14 protein-coding genes are annotated in these 17,610 nt (G+C 61.5%); all 14 read left to right on the plus strand.

The genetic code is table 11. From position 1 onward, the window contains the following. Positions 1-1,162 (plus strand): 4Fe-4S dicluster domain-containing protein (locus tag VMU57_RS13580; RefSeq protein ID WP_325384279.1); only part of this gene is annotated, 1,162 nt, incomplete at its 5' end. Next, entirely contained in the window at positions 1,163-2,617 is a 1,455-nt protein-coding gene (gene nrfD / locus VMU57_RS13585; protein WP_325384281.1) for an NrfD/PsrC family molybdoenzyme membrane anchor subunit, read from the plus strand. It begins immediately after the preceding gene. Then, positions 2,617-3,159 (plus strand): DUF3341 domain-containing protein, encoded by a 543-nt coding sequence (locus tag VMU57_RS13590; protein ID WP_325384283.1) that lies wholly within the window; start codon positions 2,617-2,619, stop codon positions 3,157-3,159. Before nrfD ends, VMU57_RS13590 begins: the two co-directional genes overlap by 1 nt. A gap of 91 nt (positions 3,160-3,250) precedes the next feature. Continuing rightward, a complete protein-coding gene (locus VMU57_RS13595) occupies positions 3,251-3,997 on the plus strand; it encodes a cytochrome c (RefSeq protein ID WP_325384285.1) in 747 nt (248 codons plus the stop codon). Between the two features lie 33 nt (positions 3,998-4,030). Then, the gene (locus VMU57_RS13600) at positions 4,031-5,383 is read left to right on the plus strand and encodes a hypothetical protein (RefSeq protein ID WP_325384287.1); all 1,353 of its coding nucleotides are present in this window, start codon (positions 4,031-4,033) and stop codon (positions 5,381-5,383) included. Beyond that, a complete protein-coding gene (locus VMU57_RS13605) occupies positions 5,373-6,056 on the plus strand; it encodes a hypothetical protein (protein ID WP_325384289.1) in 684 nt (227 codons plus the stop codon). The genes VMU57_RS13600 and VMU57_RS13605 overlap by 11 nt, the downstream gene beginning before the upstream one ends. Positions 6,057-6,107: 51 nt before the next feature. Continuing rightward, positions 6,108-7,016: an SCO family protein gene (locus VMU57_RS13610; protein ID WP_325384291.1), complete on the plus strand. Its 909-nt coding sequence runs from the start codon at positions 6,108-6,110 to the stop codon at positions 7,014-7,016. A 2-nt stretch (positions 7,017-7,018) separates the two neighbouring features. Continuing rightward, positions 7,019-8,062 (plus strand): cytochrome c oxidase subunit II, encoded by a 1,044-nt coding sequence (gene coxB / locus VMU57_RS13615; RefSeq protein ID WP_325384293.1) that lies wholly within the window; start codon positions 7,019-7,021, stop codon positions 8,060-8,062. After that, a complete protein-coding gene (locus VMU57_RS13620; protein ID WP_325384295.1) occupies positions 8,059-9,732 on the plus strand; it encodes a cytochrome c oxidase subunit I in 1,674 nt (557 codons plus the stop codon). Before coxB ends, VMU57_RS13620 begins: the two co-directional genes overlap by 4 nt. Continuing rightward, complete coding sequence (locus VMU57_RS13625) at positions 9,725-10,486, plus strand: cytochrome c oxidase subunit 3 family protein (protein ID WP_325384297.1); 762 nt, start codon at positions 9,725-9,727, stop codon at positions 10,484-10,486. Before VMU57_RS13620 ends, VMU57_RS13625 begins: the two co-directional genes overlap by 8 nt. Before the next feature lie 49 nt (positions 10,487-10,535). Continuing rightward, complete coding sequence (locus tag VMU57_RS13630) at positions 10,536-10,871, plus strand: cytochrome C oxidase subunit IV family protein (RefSeq protein WP_325384299.1); 336 nt, start codon at positions 10,536-10,538, stop codon at positions 10,869-10,871. A 130-nt stretch (positions 10,872-11,001) separates the two neighbouring features. Continuing rightward, the gene (locus tag VMU57_RS13635) at positions 11,002-12,441 is read left to right on the plus strand and encodes a deoxyribodipyrimidine photo-lyase (protein ID WP_325384301.1); all 1,440 of its coding nucleotides are present in this window, start codon (positions 11,002-11,004) and stop codon (positions 12,439-12,441) included. A 245-nt stretch (positions 12,442-12,686) separates the two neighbouring features. Then, entirely contained in the window at positions 12,687-17,147 is a 4,461-nt protein-coding gene (locus tag VMU57_RS13640; protein ID WP_325384303.1) for a choice-of-anchor D domain-containing protein, read from the plus strand. 111 nt (positions 17,148-17,258) lie between these two features. Beyond that, on the plus strand, positions 17,259-17,610 hold a 352-nt coding region (locus VMU57_RS13645), incomplete at its 3' end, for a c-type cytochrome (RefSeq protein ID WP_325384305.1).

The following is a 17,610-nucleotide window of genomic DNA, read 5'->3' on the forward strand; positions in this document are numbered from 1 at the left end:
CTTTGGGCGCCAGGCCGAGGCTGGCCGCGTGGGAGCGGGCGTCGGCTTCGATGCCTACAAGCTGCGCACGGCGGACGCTCCGTACTATCTGGGCGGCGGAACGGCGAAGAAGGTGGGCAGCGGCTACGATCTCTGCGTCACCAAGGTCCACAACGTCGAGCATCGCGGCAGCTTCGCACAGCACGACCTCGACAAGAAGCTCTTCGACACCAGCGGAACCTACTCGCTGGCTGGTCACGAGGCGATGGAGCGCTCCATCATCCGCTACGCCACGGTCGCCGAGGTCGAGAAGAATCCCGACTTCGCCCATGACGAGATGGGCCGCGACTCGAGCGGGACGCTGATCGGCAAGGTCGGTTACGCGCCGCAGGGCGAGAAGCCGGGCCGCGACGAGACGTTCTTCCCGGACACCTGGCACTACGACAAGAAAGACCCGTCCACGCTGAAGGTGCAGAACGCCTGGGGCATGGCGATCGACCTCAATAGCTGCATCGGCTGCAACGCCTGCATCGTAAGCTGCTACGCCGAGAATAACGTCGCGGTCGTAGGCCGGGAGCAGGTGAAGATCGGGCGCAACATGCAGTGGCTGCGCATCGATACCTACTTCGAAGGCGATCTGCACGCGCCCAAGGCGCACTTCCAGCCGATGGCCTGCCAGCACTGCGAGAACGCAGGCTGCGAACAGGTCTGCCCGGTGGGAGCGACGGTCCACACGCCCGAAGGCCTCAACACGATGGTCTACAACCGTTGCGTGGGCACCCGCTACTGCTCGAACAACTGCGCGTACAAGGTGCGCCGGTTCAACTTCCTGCTCTACTCGGACTACGACACCGAGAGCCTGAAGTTCATGCGCAATCCTGACGTCACCGTGCGTTCGCGCGGCGTCATGGAGAAGTGCAGCTACTGCATCCAGCGCATCGAGGCGGCGAAGATCCAGGCCGACATCGACAACCGCGAGATCGCCGACGGCGACATTATTACGGCATGCCAGCAGGCCTGCCCGACCGATGCCATCGTCTTCGGCAATATCAACGACAAGACCAGCAAAGTAGCCAAGCGCAAGGCGGAAGAGCGCGATTACCAGGTGCTTGCAGACTTGAACTACCGTCCACGCACAACCTACACGGCTGGCGTCATTAACCCGAATCCGGAGCTTGCATAGATGGCAACCAAAGGACCAATCCACGATCCGGCAGGGGATCCGGTCACTGACCCGATGATCGACCCGCGTACCGGCGAGTACGCGGTCATCGCGCCGGGCCACAACTTCAGGTCGGTCACGCAGAAGATCTCCGAGATCGTTCTGACCTCGAATACGCCGCTGGGCTGGTTCTTCGGCCTGATGGTCGCCGGCGGTGTTGCGACCGGCGTTGTGATCGGCTGCACCTGGCTCTTCCTGAAGGGCGTCGGTATCTGGGGCATCACCATTCCCGGCGCCTGGGGCTTCGCCATTATCAACTTCGTCTGGTGGATCGGTATCGGCCACGCCGGCACGCTGATCTCGGCGATTCTACTGCTGTTCAAGCAGACGTGGCGCAACTCGATCAACCGCTTCGCCGAGGCGATGACCATCTTCGCCGTCTGCTGCGCCGGTATCTTCCCCTTGATCCACGTGGGGCGTCCCTGGCTGGCTTACTGGCTGTTCCCTTACCCCAACACGATGAACGTCTGGCCGCAGTTCCGTTCGCCGCTGGCCTGGGACGTCTTCGCGGTCTCGACCTACGCGACCATCTCCGTAGTGTTCTGGTACGTCGGCATGATTCCCGACTTCGGCACGCTGCGCGATCGCGCGACCATGCCGCTGGCGAAATATTTCTACGGCATGCTGTCGCTGGGCTGGCGCGGTTCGACCCGCCACTGGATCCGCTATGAGTCGGCTTCGCTGCTGCTCGCGGGCCTGTCGACGCCACTGGTGCTCTCGGTGCACACCGTCATCAGCTTCGACTTCGCGGTCGCGGCCCTGGCGGGATGGCATACGACCATCTTCCCGCCGTACTTCGTTGCGGGCGCCATCTACTCCGGCTTCGCCATGGTCATCACGCTGGCGATTCCGATCCGCAAGTTCTACCACCTCGAAGACCTGGTGACGCTGCGCCATCTCGACAATATGGCGAAGGTCATGCTCGGTACCGGCGGCATCGTGGCCTACGGCTACAGTATGGAAGTCTTCATGTCGTGGTACTCGGCCAGCCACTGGGAGTTCTTCATGATGTGGAACCGCATGTTCGGCCCCATGGGCTGGGCCTACTGGCTCCTCATCCTGACCAACATCGCCATTCCGCTGACGACGCTGTGGTCGCGCAAGCTGCGGGTGAACGTGACCTACCTGTTCATCCTGTCGTTCGTCGTGAACATCGGTATGTGGTTCGAGCGCTTCGTCATCGTCGTGACCAGCCTTTACCGCGAATATCTCCCCTCAAGCTGGGGAACCTATGTGGCGACGCGCTGGGACTACATCATCTTCATCGGGACCTGGGGACTGTTCACCTTCCTCTTCCTTGGATTCGTTCGCTTCCTGCCGATGATTCCGATGTCCGAGATTCGCATGATGCTTCCGCAGACCAAGGTGCGGCGCGGCGGGGCCGATGCTGAGACCGTAGTGGAGGAGACACTCTAATGCCGCCCAGAGAAGGAATTTACGGCTTGCTGGCCGAATTCAATACGCCCAGCGAATTGGTGTATGCGACCGAGCAGGCCCGCAAGGCAGGTTATCGCCGGATGGAGTGCTATACCCCCTATCCCGTCGAAGAGGCCGCGGTCGCGCTGCACTTCCACAAGACCCGCGTCCCCCTGGTCTGCCTGCTGGGCGGCATCATGGGCGTCACGACGGCGTTCCTGATGGAGACCTGGATTGCGGTCTGGGCCTATCCGCTCAATATTGCGGGACGACCGCTGTTCTCGTGGCCGGCCTTTATTATTCCGGCGTATGAGTGGACGATCCTGTTCTCGGGCTTATCGGCCGCGTTCGGCATGATCATGCTGAACGGTATGCCTCAGCTCTACCATCCCGTCTTCAACGCGCCCAACTTCCGCAACGGCGCGACGACGGACAAGTTCTTCCTATGCCTTGAGGCGATGGACCCGAAGTTCTCGATCTCCGAGACGCGCGCCTTCCTCGAGCAGTTTCCTGCGATCTCCGTGGTGGAGGTGGACCATTAATACGAGAATCACACTTCCAGGGATTAATACCCGAATCCCAAGCTTCCGAACTGCGGCTCCCCGGCTGGTCCTCGTTGCCGCATCCACGCTGTTGCTGTTTGCCGGCATCGGCTGCCGCCAGGACATGCACGACGAGCCGAAGTTCTTCCCTCAGCGGGGCACTGACTTCTACGCCGACGGCCGCTCGGTGCGTCCACAGGTAGAAAACACCGTGGCGCGCAACCAGCTCCACGCGGATACCTACTTCTATACCGGCTTCGTCAACGGCAAGGAGGGCGAAGGTCTTCCCTTTCCGGTCACGATGAAGGTGCTTGAGCGCGGACAGGAACGCTACAACGTCTATTGCACGCCGTGCCACTCGCGCGTAGGCAATGGCAGGGGCATGATCGTCGACCGTGGCTATGCTCACGCGGGCGACTACCACACGGCACGGCTCGAGACCGCGCCGCTGGGCCACTTCTTCAACGTCATCACCAATGGCTACGGAGCGATGCCGGACTACGCCGCGCAGATCGCGCCGGTCGACCGCTGGGCGATCGTGGCCTACATCAAGGCGCTGCAGTTGAGCCAGAAGGCAACCCAGGCAGACGTTCCTGCCGGATCCCAGGTGCAGCCGCTATCGAGCATCGCGGAGAGCGAGGGCCTGCCCGCGAACTTTGCCCAGCAGTGGACGCTGCCGCCGACCGCCGTCAACGGGACGCCCGACGACCAGCCCTTCGTTCTTCCTACGGCGCCACCTAGCGCAGCATCCGGTTTGGGAGCGCCTGCTTCCTCCCACTCCGCCACAGTCAAGACTCCGGCCGCCACGCCTGCCGGAAAAACAGCAGCAAAGCAGTAATCTCGGAAGCTTCCGAACGAAGGCTTGAAACGCATGTCATCTGGACACGAACATACCGGACACGAGCATCACGGCGAAGCCGGCGGACACCACGTCCACCATGGCCCGCTTCCGCTTCCCGCATCGCTTGCCACGCCGGAGATTGTCACCGTATGGCGGACCCGGCTGCTGATTATCGCGGTGGTCGCCACGCTGGTTTCCGTGCTCTTTGCCTTCACCCACGAAGGCCGCAACCATCTGCTCCGCGCCTATCTAATGGGCTTTATGACCTGCTTCGGCTTTGCCGGCGGCGGTCTGGTGGTGCTGATGCTGCAGCATGTGACGGGCGGCAAGTGGGGGCTTCTGCTCCGGCGTCCGCTCGAGGCCATGAGCCGCACGCTGTGGCTGGTCGCGCTGATGTTCATTCCCATCGCCATCTTCATGAAGCACCTGTACCAGTGGGCGGCATATCCCAACCCCGCGGCTGTGGCCAACGCGTTGCAGCATCATTGGATCTCGCTCGAACAGGCGATGACGATCAACGACAAGCACGCCATGCTGAATCCGGTCAGCGTGATCGTCCAGACCATCATCATCTTCGGCGTGCTGTTGCTGCTCACCTACTTCATCAACAAGTGGTCGCTGCAGTGCGATGCCGACCCGCTGCGCGGGACTCAGGCGAGCTATGATCGCTGGCGCACCAAGTACGAGAACCTCTGCGGCATCGGCATCTTCATCTATGTCATCCTGCTGACGGTTGGCTCGATCGACTGGATCAAGTCGCTCGACGTCACCTGGTACTCCTCGATCTACGGTCTGCAGTTCCTCGTCGGTCAGGGCTATGCGGTACTGGCGCTGGGTGTGCTGACGGTCATCCTGCTCTCGAAGTTCGAGCCGTTGAAGACCCTGCTGCGCATGACCGAACAGCACGACCTGGGCAAGCTCATCCTCGCCTTCGTCATGCTGAACATCTATCTGTGCTTCGCCGAGTTCCTCATCATCTGGTCCGGCAACATCCCCGACGAGATTCCGTGGTATCTGCACCGCATCAACGGCGGCTGGTGGACCATCTGCACGCTCGACTTCGTGGCCCACTGGCTGATTCCCTTCTGCCTGTTGCTGTCGCGCGACCTGAAGCGCAACAAGCGGAAGATGATCTGGCTTACCTGCTGGATGATCTTTGCCCGCTGCATCGACATGTTCTGGCTGATCGAGCCGAACTTCGCCGACGCCGCCGGCAACCTGCACCTCCACAACAATATTGGAATTTTGGCTTACATTACGGTGCCGGTCGCGGTCCTCGCAGTCTGGGGCGCCTACTACCTGACGGAGTTGAAATCCCGCCCCATCATGAACCTGAACGATCCGCACCTGGAAGAGATGCTGGAGCCCGAACATGCCCACTAACGACCACGAGTTGCACCAACCCGGAGAGCCGGACGTCAAGGGGCGCAGCACCGAATCGCCCGGCTATGAGACCACCGACGTTAACGTCAATGGCGTCGTCGTCTTCCTCGCTGGCCTCGGCGGCTTCCTCATCGTCTTCTTCGTCTTCTGCTTCGTCATGGGCCGGGTCATCAATAGCGCCATCCAGAAGGCGGACGGGCCTACGACCAAGTGGAACCATACGTCGGACTTTGCCGGTGCTGCGCTCAACCATGGCAAGCGGCAGGACATGGCCAACGATCCGGAGCTGGAACAGAAGCAGTTGCAGCAGTTGACGGCAACCTTCCCCACGCCCCGCCTCGACATCGACGATGGTGAGCAGGGCACGGCCGACCTCCATGCCCGCGAAGACCTGTTGCTGGATTACTACAGCGTCTCGCCCGGCGAAGGCAGCAATATCCGCATCCCGATCACGCGGGCCATGGAGCTGATCGCGCAGCGCGGCCTTCCGGTCAACGCATCCACCGCGCCAACCGAGCCTGTGATGGTCGGGGACGAGAAGCCGCAGATCCTGGCACCGCTGACGACGGGATTCGCACGAACCGGCTATGAGCTTGACACCATTGAAGCTCGCGCCGAAAAGATGGCTTACGGCAAGGCTGAGAGCGAAGCTCACCCGGACCGCGCGCACTAGCTGGACCAGTATCAGGCATAGCATGGAAGTAGAAGAAGGATCGAAGACGGCATGATGAACAGGCGGACAATTCGAGGCGGTTGGCAGGCGGCGGTTCTTGGCTGCATCCTGCTCGTGTGTGCGCCCCTGTTCGCACAGGTCTCCGGCTACGGCGACAAGCAGGAGGGCCAGAATGTCGGCGACGAGCTGCCGCGGGTGTTGCAGAAGGTCGGCATCGCCCAACACCTCAATCAGCCTCTGCCGCTGGACGCCCAGTTTGTCGACGATACCGGCAAATCGGTCCGGCTGGGTGACTACTTCGGCAAGAAGCCTGCGATCCTCTCGCTCGTCTACTACAACTGCCCCATGCTCTGCTCGGAAGAGCTGGACGGTCTAACCAGCGCGCTGATGATGGTGCACCTGACGCCGGGCAAGGACTTCAACATCGTTGTGATCAGCATCGACCCCAGCGAGACTCCCCAAGTGGCCGCGAAGAAGAAGGCCCTTTACGTCAAGCGGTATGGCCGCCCTGAGACAGCAAACGGCTGGCATTTTCTCACCGGCGAGCGCCCCGCGATCGACGAAGTGACCAAGGCGGTCGGTTTCGGTTACGTCCGCGTCCCCGGGCCGGATGGCAAGCTCACGCAGTTTGCCCACGCCAGCTCGATCCAGATCGTCACGACTAACGGCAAGCTCGCACAGTACTATCTCGGCGTCGAATATTCGCCCAAGGACATCCTCCTCGGGTTGATTGAGGCTTCCGGAAACAAGATTGGCTCGCCGGTCGCGAACATCCTGACCTACTGCTATCACTACGACCCGGAGCGGAACAAGCACTCGCTCATCGTCGCCCGCGTGGTGCAGTTGGGAGGCATGGTCACCGTGGCATGGCTGGGTGGCTTTATGTTCCTCATGTTCCGCAGAGATTTACACATTTCGCGCGACCACGACCTGACTAAGAAAGAGATGGATAAAGGGTAACGATGCATATCAGTCCAGTCCTGTGGCAATTTTTGGTGAAATGGCTCAACGCTTCCGCGCTCTTTCCGCGCGAGGCGTCGACCATCGCGCCCTACGCCGACGCGCTCTACTTCTTCCTGCTGTTGATCACGGTCGTCGGCCTTTCCGTCGTCGGCGCGCTGATCTTCGGCTTTGCCATCCGCTACCGCAAGGAAAAGCATCCGGTGGCTGTCCAGGTGGAAGGCTCCACGCTGCTCGAAGCGACGTGGACCATCATTCCTCTGGCGCTGTTCCTCATCTGCTTCGTCTGGGGCGCGCTGCTCTACTTCCGTATCTACAATCCGCCGACCAACGCCATGAACATCTATGTCGTCGGCAAGCAGTGGATGTGGAAGGCAGAGCACCAGGGCGGCCAGCACGAGATCAACGCGCTGCACGTTCCCGTCGGGCGTCCCGTCCAGTTGACCATGATCTCGCAGGACGTCTTCCATAGCTTCTCGGTCCCGGACTTCCGCATCAAGCGCGAGGTCATCCCCGGCCGCTACTCGACGGTGTGGTTTCAGGCGACCACGCCCGGCACCTATCACCTCTTCTGCACGCAGTATTGCGGCACCAACCACTCCCAGATGATCGGCGAAGTCACCGCGATGACTCCCGACGACTTCCAGAAGTGGCTGCAGGCCTCCACCAGCGGCATGTCGCTGGCGCAGAACGGCGAGCGTCTATTTGCCAGCATGGGTTGCAACGCCTGTCACACCGGCACCGCCGGATCGCGCGGCCCCAATCTGGCCGGAGTCTACGGATCGAAGCTGCAGCTGACCAATGGCTCCGAGGTTCTGGTCAACGATGCGTACCTGCGCGACGCCATCCTCAACCCGTCTGAGCACGTCACCGCTGGCTACTCGCCGATCATGCCGACTTATCAAGGGCAGGTCAGCGAGGACGGCCTGATCGATCTCGTCGAATACATCAAGGGACTCAACAGCAACTACAGAATTCAGCAGACCCTGGTCACGTCACAGTCCGACCAGACGGCGCCGACAACGCCAGCAGGGGTGAAACCATGAGCGCAACCAGTTCGACAATTGTTAATCTGCCCGACCAGAAGACAGCAAGGCTGCCCAAGCGGAGCTACCTCAACAACGAGGATGGTCTGCTGAGCTGGCTGCTCACCGGCGACCACAAGCGCATCGCGATCATGTACCTGATCTCGATCACGTTCTTCTTCTTCATCGGTGGTGCCTTTGCTGGTCTCATCCGGCTGGAGTTGCTGACGCCTCAGCCCGACCTTGTCGCCTCGGACACGTACAACAAGTTCTTCTCCATGCATGGCATCATCATGGTCTTCCTCTTCCTGGTACCCTCCGTGCCTGCGACATTGGGAAACTTCCTGATCCCCATCATGATCGGAGCAAAAGACCTCGCCTTCCCCAAGGTCAACCTCCTGAGCTGGTATCTCTACTGGCTGGGCGGCCTCTTCACCCTCGCGGCACTTGTGCTCGGCGGCGTCGATACCGGCTGGACCTTCACCACCCCGCTCTCGACCCACTATCTGAACACGCATGTCGTCACCGCCGCGGTCGGCATCTTTATCATCGGGTTCTCGTCGATCTTCACCGGCCTTAACTTCATCGTCACTATCCACCGTATGCGCGCTCCGGGCATGACGTGGTTCCGTATGCCGCTCTTCATATGGTCGAACTACGCCGCCTCGCTCCTCATGGTGCTCGGGACGCCCGTTCTCGCCATCACGCTCGTCCTCGTCGCTCTCGAGCGCACCATCGGCATCGGCGTCTTCGATCCCACCAAGGGCGGCGATCCGCTGCTGTTTCAGCATCTCTTCTGGTTCTATTCGCATCCTGCCGTCTACATCATGATTCTTCCCGGCATGGGCGTCATCTCGGAGGTCATCAGTACCTTCAGCCGCAAGCGCGTCTTCGGATACACGGCGGTCGCCTTCTCGTCGGTGGCCATCGCGCTGTTCGGGTTCTTCGTCTGGGCGCACCATATGTTCATCATGGGCGTGTCCAATTACTCGGCGCTGGTCTTCTCGCTTCTGACCATGCTGGTGGCCGTGCCTTCCGCCATCAAGATCTTCAACTGGGCGTTCACGCTGCAAAAGGGCTCGATCACCTTCGAGACGCCGATGCTCTACGCCTTCGGCTTCATGGGCTTGTTCACCATCGGCGGCATGACCGGAGTTTTTCTGGGCGCGCTCGGCATGGACATCCATCTCACCGAGACCTACTTCATCGTGGCGCACTTCCACTTCGTCATGGTCGGCGGAATGCTCATGGCCTTCCTCTCCGGCATCCATTTCTGGTGGCCGAAGATGACAGGCCGCATGTATCCGGAGTCGCTCTCGAAGCTCGCCGCCGTCACCACTTTCATCGGCTTCAACCTCACCTTCCTTCCGCAGTTCATCCTTGGATACCTTGGCATGCCGCGTCGTTACCACGCCTATCCGCCGGAGTTCCAGGTGCTCAACGTGCTGTCGACCGCGGGCGCTACGGTGCTGGGTGTGGGTTACATGCTTCCACTGCTGTATCTGGGATGGTCGCTGAGGTATGGTGCCATCGCTGGCAACAATCCATGGCAGGCAACTGGCCTTGAATGGCAGATTCAATCGCCGCCGCTGACTGAAAACTTTATCGAAGTTCCTATCGTCGATCATGAGGCCTATGACTACGAGTGGCTCGCCCACAAGACGGAACAAGAGGTGACGACCGTTGGATAATGTGATCGTAGATACGCATCCACACACGCACGAGACGGCCCACGCTGAGGAGCACGCTCACGTCGCGCTCCCGCAGCATCGCCATCACTTCGAGACGCAGGAGCAGCAGCGCGAGGCCGGCACCTTCGGCATGTGGCTCTTCCTGCTGACCGAAATCATGTTCTTCGGTGGCCTGTTCTTCTCCTACCTGCTCTATCGCAACTGGTACTACGATGCCTTCGTCGTTGCATCGAACCAGCTCAGCGTTCCGCTTGGTGGGGCCAACACCGCAATTCTGATTACTTCGGGCTTCTGCATGGCGCTCGGCGTATGGGCAGCTGAGGTGAGGAAGAAAGGCTTGCTGGTCCTTACCTTGATTCTCACCATGCTCTTCGGGATCGCCTTCATCGGTGTCAAGGCGGATGAGTACCACGAGAAATGGGAGAAGCACCACATTCCCGGCGATCACTTCGACGTCTCCGAGTTCGTCAATCCTCACGCCTACGGGCTGAAGGAAGAGCCGCTTCCGCCGGACCAGGCAGCCCACACCCAGATCTTCTTCTCGCTTTACTTCGCCATGACCGGGCTGCATGCGCTGCACATGATCATCGGCCTCGGCATTCTCGTCTGGCTCACCATACGAGCGCAGCGAGGCGACTTTACGGCAGGGTATGTCGCGCCTATAGAAAACTTCGCTTTGTATTGGCACTTCGTCGATATTGTGTGGTTGTTTTTATTCCCGCTGCTCTATCTCATTAATCGACATCCCGTCTAATTCGGCACCTCGCAGACCTTGTTCTATTTTGACTGGCAGGAGATAAGTAATGACCGAGCAGCACGACGCATCCAATGTAACCAATCCCGAGCACGCCGCACATCACATCGTTACGCCTGTGACGTACACGATTGTGTTCGTGACCCTGTTGATCTTTACTGGCCTCACGGTTCTTGCGGCCTATATCGATATGGGCATCCTCAATCCGGTGGTGGCGCTGGCCATCGCCACCATTAAAGCCGTGATCGTCATCCTGTTCTTCATGCACGTCAAATATCAGTCAAATCTTATTAAGATGACGGTTGGTGCGGGCTTCTTCACCTTCGCCGCGTTGATCACCATGACCCTGAGCGACTACATCAGCCGCGCCTGGGGACTCTGGTAAAAAGAGCATTCAAGCAAAGAAGTCTTAGATTTTGCTACACAGAAATGTTCCCTTTGACGAGAGTGCGGCCTGCGGGCCGCATTTTTTGTTCCCATCAATTCTCCGGGAGAACTCCGGCTACACTCTTCCCATGTCTCTCAGTTCTACCGTTGCCGCCGAGCTACAAGCCCTCGCTGCCGACCCCCGCGTCACCATAAGACGCCCGGGCATGCCCGATCATCGAGGTCAATGCGTCGTCTACTGGATGCAGCGTGCCCAGCGCGGCATCGACAACCACGCCGTAGATATCGCGGTGCAGGCGGCAAACCTGCTCAGCCTGCCGTTGGTGGTTTACTTCGCCGCTATCTCCAACTTTCCCCACGCCAACCTGCGGCACTATGCCTTTCTCAACCAGGGCCTGCCCGATATCGAAGCGGACCTGGCGACGCGCAACATCGCCTTCATCATGCGCCGCGCTCCGCACGAGTCGCACGAGCAGCTTCTGGCAGATGTTGATGCCGCCCTCCTGATCGGCGACGAAAATCCGATGCGCGAGCCGGAGCGGTGGCGCAAACATCTCGCATCTCGCCTCAGCATCCCCTTCTGGACGGTCGACACCGACGTCGTCGTCCCCTCGAAGCTTATCGAAAAAGCGCAGTACGGCGCCTACACGATTCGCCCCCGCATCAATCGTCTGCTGCCCGACTTTCTGCATCCCTGCGTCAACACCCATGCGCAGCATGGCTGGAAGGCTCCGCGAAATTTTCACGCTGATTCGGTCGCCGAGGACATTACGCGCGGCTGGAAAGATCTCGACCGTAGCGTCCTTCCTGTCGATGCCTGGCAGGGTGGAACCCACGCCGCGCTCAAACGTCTCAAACTTTTCACCAGCCGCATGCTCGAGAGCTATGAGGTTCAGCGCAACCGTCCCGAGACCGACGGTACCTCGTGCCTGTCGCCCTATCTGCACTTCGGCCATATCGGTCCGCTCACCATCGCGCTTGCGGTCAATGCCGAGCTGAAGAAACGTCCCCATCTGGAACAGGCCCGTGACAGCTTCTTCAATGAGTTGATCATTTGGCGCGAGCTTGCCGTCAACTTCGTCCGCTACACCCCTGACTACGACTCGCCCGACTGTGCCGAGCCGTGGGCAAAGATCACCATCGCCGAGCACGCCCGCGACGAGCGCGAGCACCTCTATACGCTCGCCCAGATGGAAGGCGCGCAGACCCACGACGATCTCTGGAACGCCGCGCAGCTCCAGATGCTCCATCATGGCTGGATGCACAACCACATGCGCATGTACTGGGCGAAGAAAATTCTGGAGTGGAGCCCTGATATCGCTACCGCGATGAAGCGTGCCATTCACCTCAACGACAAATATTTTCTCGATGGCCGCGACCCCAACGGCTATGCTGGCGTGGCGTGGGCGATCCTCGGCAAGTTCGACCGCGCCTGGAACGAGCGGCCCATCTTCGGCAAGATCCGCTACATGTCGGGCGCGTCCACCGGCAGAAAGTTCAACTCGAAGGAGTACATCCGGCAGAACTACAACTATCAGGAGATTGCTCCCGAACTCCGCCTGCGATAAATTTGCCAGCATCACCACATTCAAGAGGCAGGGAGCCGCGCCGAGCAGTACATGAGATCTCTCTTATCCCGTTGCGGAACGATTAGAGATTCTTCATCTCATCGAGCGTTGACTTACGCCGCGATGGCTTGCAGCATCGAAAGCAGCCGTCTGCACCTCCCCGAAGCAACGCTATGGGCCTAAGCGCAAATCCTCAACCCGCTTGTTGGCGCAGCACTCTCTGTGTCCGCGCCTCTAAGCTTCTTTTGCTCGGCATAGCGATCATTACCATACCGGCAAGCGGGCAGCTTACGCAGTCGTTGGCAAAACCTTCAAGCGGCTCAGTAGCCACACCCGCGTTGCGCGCCAGAGATTTTCTTGGTGGCCGCACCTTGTCACAGCACGTCGCGGCAGCCCGCGCGATGACCGCCGCGCGCAAGCAGCAGGCTGCCATGCTGACGGCACAGCAGATGTCGCCGCAGATCTCAGGCCTCAATGCGGTGTGGCAGCCGCTCGGGCCAAATCAGGTCTCGAGCATCGCCTACGGCAACGTCACCGGGCGCGTCACCGCCATCGCCATCGACCCGGCGGACGCGTCGGGCAACACGGTTTATCTGGGCACGACCGGCGGAGGCGTCTGGAAGTCGACCAACGCAGCGGGCCCGGCGGCCAGCGTTACCTTTGCCCCGCTCACGGACACGCTTCCCGTCTTTAGCGCCAACGCCGGAACCGCGATCATTCCATCGCTCAGCATCGGCGCAGTCAGCGTCCAGTCCGGCGTCGTGCTGGCCGGAACCGGCGACCCGAACGATGCAACCGACTCTTTCTACGGCAGCGGTCTGCTTCGCTCCATCGACGGCGGCCTTACCTGGACGCTCATTCAGGAATCGCAGGACCAAACGGCAGGCCGCCACTCCTTCATCGGCCTTGGCTTCGCGGGCTTTGCCTGGAGCACCACCTCTTCCGGCACGGTCGTCGCAGCCATATCGCAGGCCGCGGAAGGCACGCTGGTCAACGCGCCCGACACGACCAACAGCGTCATGGGGCTCTACTACTCGACCGATGCCGGAGCCACCTGGCAGATGTCGACGCTCATGGACGGCAGCCAGATCGTGCAGCGTCCGCTCCCGGCCAGCTCGGGGCAGGGTGGCAACGCTGCGACGTCGGTGGTGTGGAACCCCATCCGCCAACGCTTCTACGCCGCCGTGCGCTATCACGGCTATTACGAGTCATCGGACGGAGCCACCTGGACGCGCGTGGCCCAGCAGCCCGGCAGCAGCCTCACCACCACGGCCTGCCCACCAAACACCGACAGCACTGGCAACCTATCCTGCCCCATCTTTCGCGGCGCGCTCGCCGTACAGCCCAGCAGCGGCGACACCTTTGCGCTTACCGTCGATGGCAACAATCTCGACCAGGGCCTGTGGCAGGATGTTTGCGGCCTCTCCGGCACAAGCTGCACCAGCAACGACCTCACGTTCGCGAAGCGGCTCCCGTCCACGCCGCTCGAGACCGTCAACGCCAGCACGGTCATCCCGCAGGCCGACTACAACCTCGCGCTGGCTGCTGTGCCCTCAGGCGCGGACACGATCCTCTACGCGGGGACCGTCGACCTCTACCGCTGCTCTCTCGTCGCAGGCTGCAACCTGCGCAACACCACCAACGCCGTCGACGGATGCGCCGCGCCCGCCATGGTCGCACCCGCGCAACACGCCATCGCCACGCTTACCGGCTCCACGCTGCTCTATCTGGGCAACGACGGCGGCCTCTGGCGCTCGACCGATGGCGTCAATCAGCAGGCTACTCCGTGTTCCGCTGACGACGCGGCCCACTTCCAGAACCTGAATAGCGGGCTCGGCTCGCTGGCCGAGGTCACGAGCTTCGCCCAGCATCCCACCGATCCGGCGACCCTGCTGGTTGGTCTCGGGGCGAACGGCAGCGCTGGTACATCTTCTCCATTCACCCCATGGCCGCAACTTGCGACGGGAGAAGGCGGCACCGTCGCCATCGACCAGACCGATCCACAACGCTGGTATATCTCGACCGGCGCTGGCGTCAGCATCCACCAGTGCACCGACGGCGCGGCGTGCACCGCGGCGGACTTCTCGGTAACTCCCCCCATCGGCTCGGTGCAGACGTCTTCGGACTCCTCTTTAATTGATGCGCCGTGGATGCTCGATCCCGCGCTTCCGTCGAATCTTCTGGTCGGCACCTGCCGCATCTGGCGTGGCCCGGCTGACAATGGAACGGCATGGTCCGCGGCCAACGCCATCAGCCCATTGCTCGCCGGACCGCAGAATGCGTCCTGTGGCAGCGGCAACCCGGTCCTCCGTTCTCTTGCCGCTGCAGGCCCTGCCGATAGTGCGGCGGCGGCACAAAACGCAGGCTCGCCTATCCTGTACGCGGGCATGGCCGGCAAGCTCGACGGCGGCGGCACGGCTGGTGGCCACCTCTTTTCTACCGCCACGGCCGATACGGGAAGCAGTACCACCGCATGGAACGATCTCGCCCTCTCGCCCGTCACCAACGACGCGACACCGTTCAATCCGGGGGGCTTCGACATCTCCTCGCTTGCGGCCGATTCGCACGATGCGACGGGCAAGACTCTCTACGCAACCGTCATGGGCTTCCATGTCCCTCATGTTTATTGCTCCATCGACGGTGGACAGCATTGGACCAATATCACTAGCGATCTGCCGGACGTCCCGGCCAACAGCGTCGTCGTCGATCCCAATGACGCCAAAACCATCTATGTTGCAGTCGACACCGGAGTGTGGGTGGCCCAAGGGATCACCAGTTGCTCCATGCCTACTTGGGGCATCTACGGCACCAGCCTGCCCAACGCTCCCGTGGTTCAGCTTGCCGCCGCCCCCGGCCTGCCCACCGGCGATGGCCGCGTCGGCGAATTGCGGGCCGCCACCTACGGCCGCGGCATCTGGCAGATTCCCCTGCTCACGGCACTCAGCCCTGCACAGCCAGCCCTGACTCTCGACCCCACCAACCTTGCTTTTAGCGATCAGGCAGTCGCCACCGCAAGCGATCCGCAAACCATCACGGTGACGAACTCCGGTAACGCTCCGCTTACGATCAGTAGCATCGTCGCAACTGACGACTTCACCGAAGCCGATGGCTGTATCGGCGCTCCAATTGCGGTTGGCCTCACATGCACCGTCCAGGTGAGGTTCCTGCCGACCGTGACCGGAAGGCACAACGGCTTGCTCACCGTCTATGGCAATGTCCCCGGCGGACAGGCTTCGACGACGCTCAGCGGCACCGCAACTCCTCCTGCCGCCGTCATCCTCAACCCCATCGGTCTCATCTATCCCGCGACCAACATCAACGCCACCAGCACCGCGCAGAACATCACCATCTCGAATACCGGCGGCACCAGCACCAGCCTGCAGACTCCCATCGTCAGCGGTGCAGGCTTCAGGATTTCAGTCAACACCTGCACCTCCACGCTGCTCGCCGACAGCGGCTGTACCGTCGCCATCACCTTCACGCCGACAGCCTCTGGCGTGAGCTCGGGCAGTTTCACCATCAGCGACGGCGCGGGCACGCAGACCGCTTCGCTGACCGGCACCGGGACCACGCCCGCCACCGACGCTCTCTCAGCTACGAGCCTCGCCTTCGCGGCACAGAAGCTCACGACCGTCAGCTCGCCGCGGCAGGTCACGCTCACCAACGCGGGCGACGTGGCCCTCACCTTGATCTCCGCCCAAACCACCAGCACCGATTTCACCGTCACCAACGCCTGCGGGGCCTCCCTCAACCCGCACTCCACCTGCGCCATCGACGTAGCCTTCCAGCCGCAGAGCATCGGCCACATCGCCGCCCAGTTCACCATCGCCGACGAGTACCGCACCCAGACCGTCTCGCTCAGCGGAACCGGTCTCGCTCCTGCCGGCGTCTCGCTCTCTCCCCTCTTCAACCTCGCCTTTCCCACCACCGGCGTCGGTCAGACCGCAGCCCCGCAGACCGTCACCCTGACCAACAACGGCGGTCTCCCGCTCGACCTCGCCAGCACTGTCCTCACCGGGGACTTCAGCATCCTTGCCGGAAGCGACACCTGCGGCGCGACGCTCGCACCCGCCAACGCCTGCACACTGCAAATCGTCTTCGCTCCGACCGTGGGCGGCACGCGCACCGGCACCCTCACCATCACCGACAGCGCACCCAACTCCCCGCAGGTGCTGCACCTCAGCGGCGACGCCGTCGACTTCGCTTTTACTCCCGACGGCGATACCACCGTCAGCATCAACAGTGGTGAAAACGCCGTCTTCCCGCTGCTCTTCACCTCGTCCACCGCTGGTGCCACGAGCTTTACCTGCTCCGGGGCACCGCTGAACGCGACCTGCAACATCACTCCCGCAAACGTCGCGCAGGGAGGGGCCACCACTGTATCCGTCACCGTCCTGACCGGAACCCTTACCGCGTCGCTCTCTCCACCCACGCATTCCAGTCCCAACCCGGCCCTGTGGCTGGCCGCGCTTCTGCCGCTCGGCCTTCTCACCCTGCGCCGCAACCGTCGGTTCAGCCTGCTTCTGCTCTGCTGCCTGCTGCTTCCGGCCGGTTGCGGGACGGGGCGGCAGCTCCCATCGTCGGGTTCGACCGGCGGCCCGTCCGGTCAAACCGCGGTCACTCCTGCGGGGACCTACCCCATCGTCGTCTCCGCCGTTAGCGGCGGTCTTACCCGCACCATTACGCTCACCCTCATCGTCAAGTAAATCCGACCGATAGGGTCGGCGATAAAATTAATTCTTTGCTGCTTTCGTTTCATAGAAACTTATGTAGGATTCAAAGCGTAGACAACACAGACTCACTCAAGAGGCCAGTCCATGTTACGCACGAATCTCTCCAGCGCCCTGATTGCGGCATCGCTGCTCTTCTCCTCCGTCGGCCTGCTGGCGCAGGGTCCACCGCCGGGACACCGCGAGATGCCCAGGCCCACCAACCTGAAGGTGCTGCCCAAAAATATCTCCACCAAAGATCTGCTGGCGACCATGCATGGATTCACCGGGGGCCTCGGCGTGCACTGCACCTTCTGCCATGAAGAGGACAGCACCACCCACCGCCCCAACTTTGCTTCCGACGCCAAGCCCGAGAAGAAAATCGCACGCATCATGATGCGCATGACCCAGAACATCAACGGCAAATATCTGGCCAGCCTTCCCGACCACGGCGACATGC

This window comes from Edaphobacter sp. (assembly GCF_035532915.1).
Lineage (GTDB): Bacteria > Acidobacteriota > Terriglobia > Terriglobales > Acidobacteriaceae > Edaphobacter.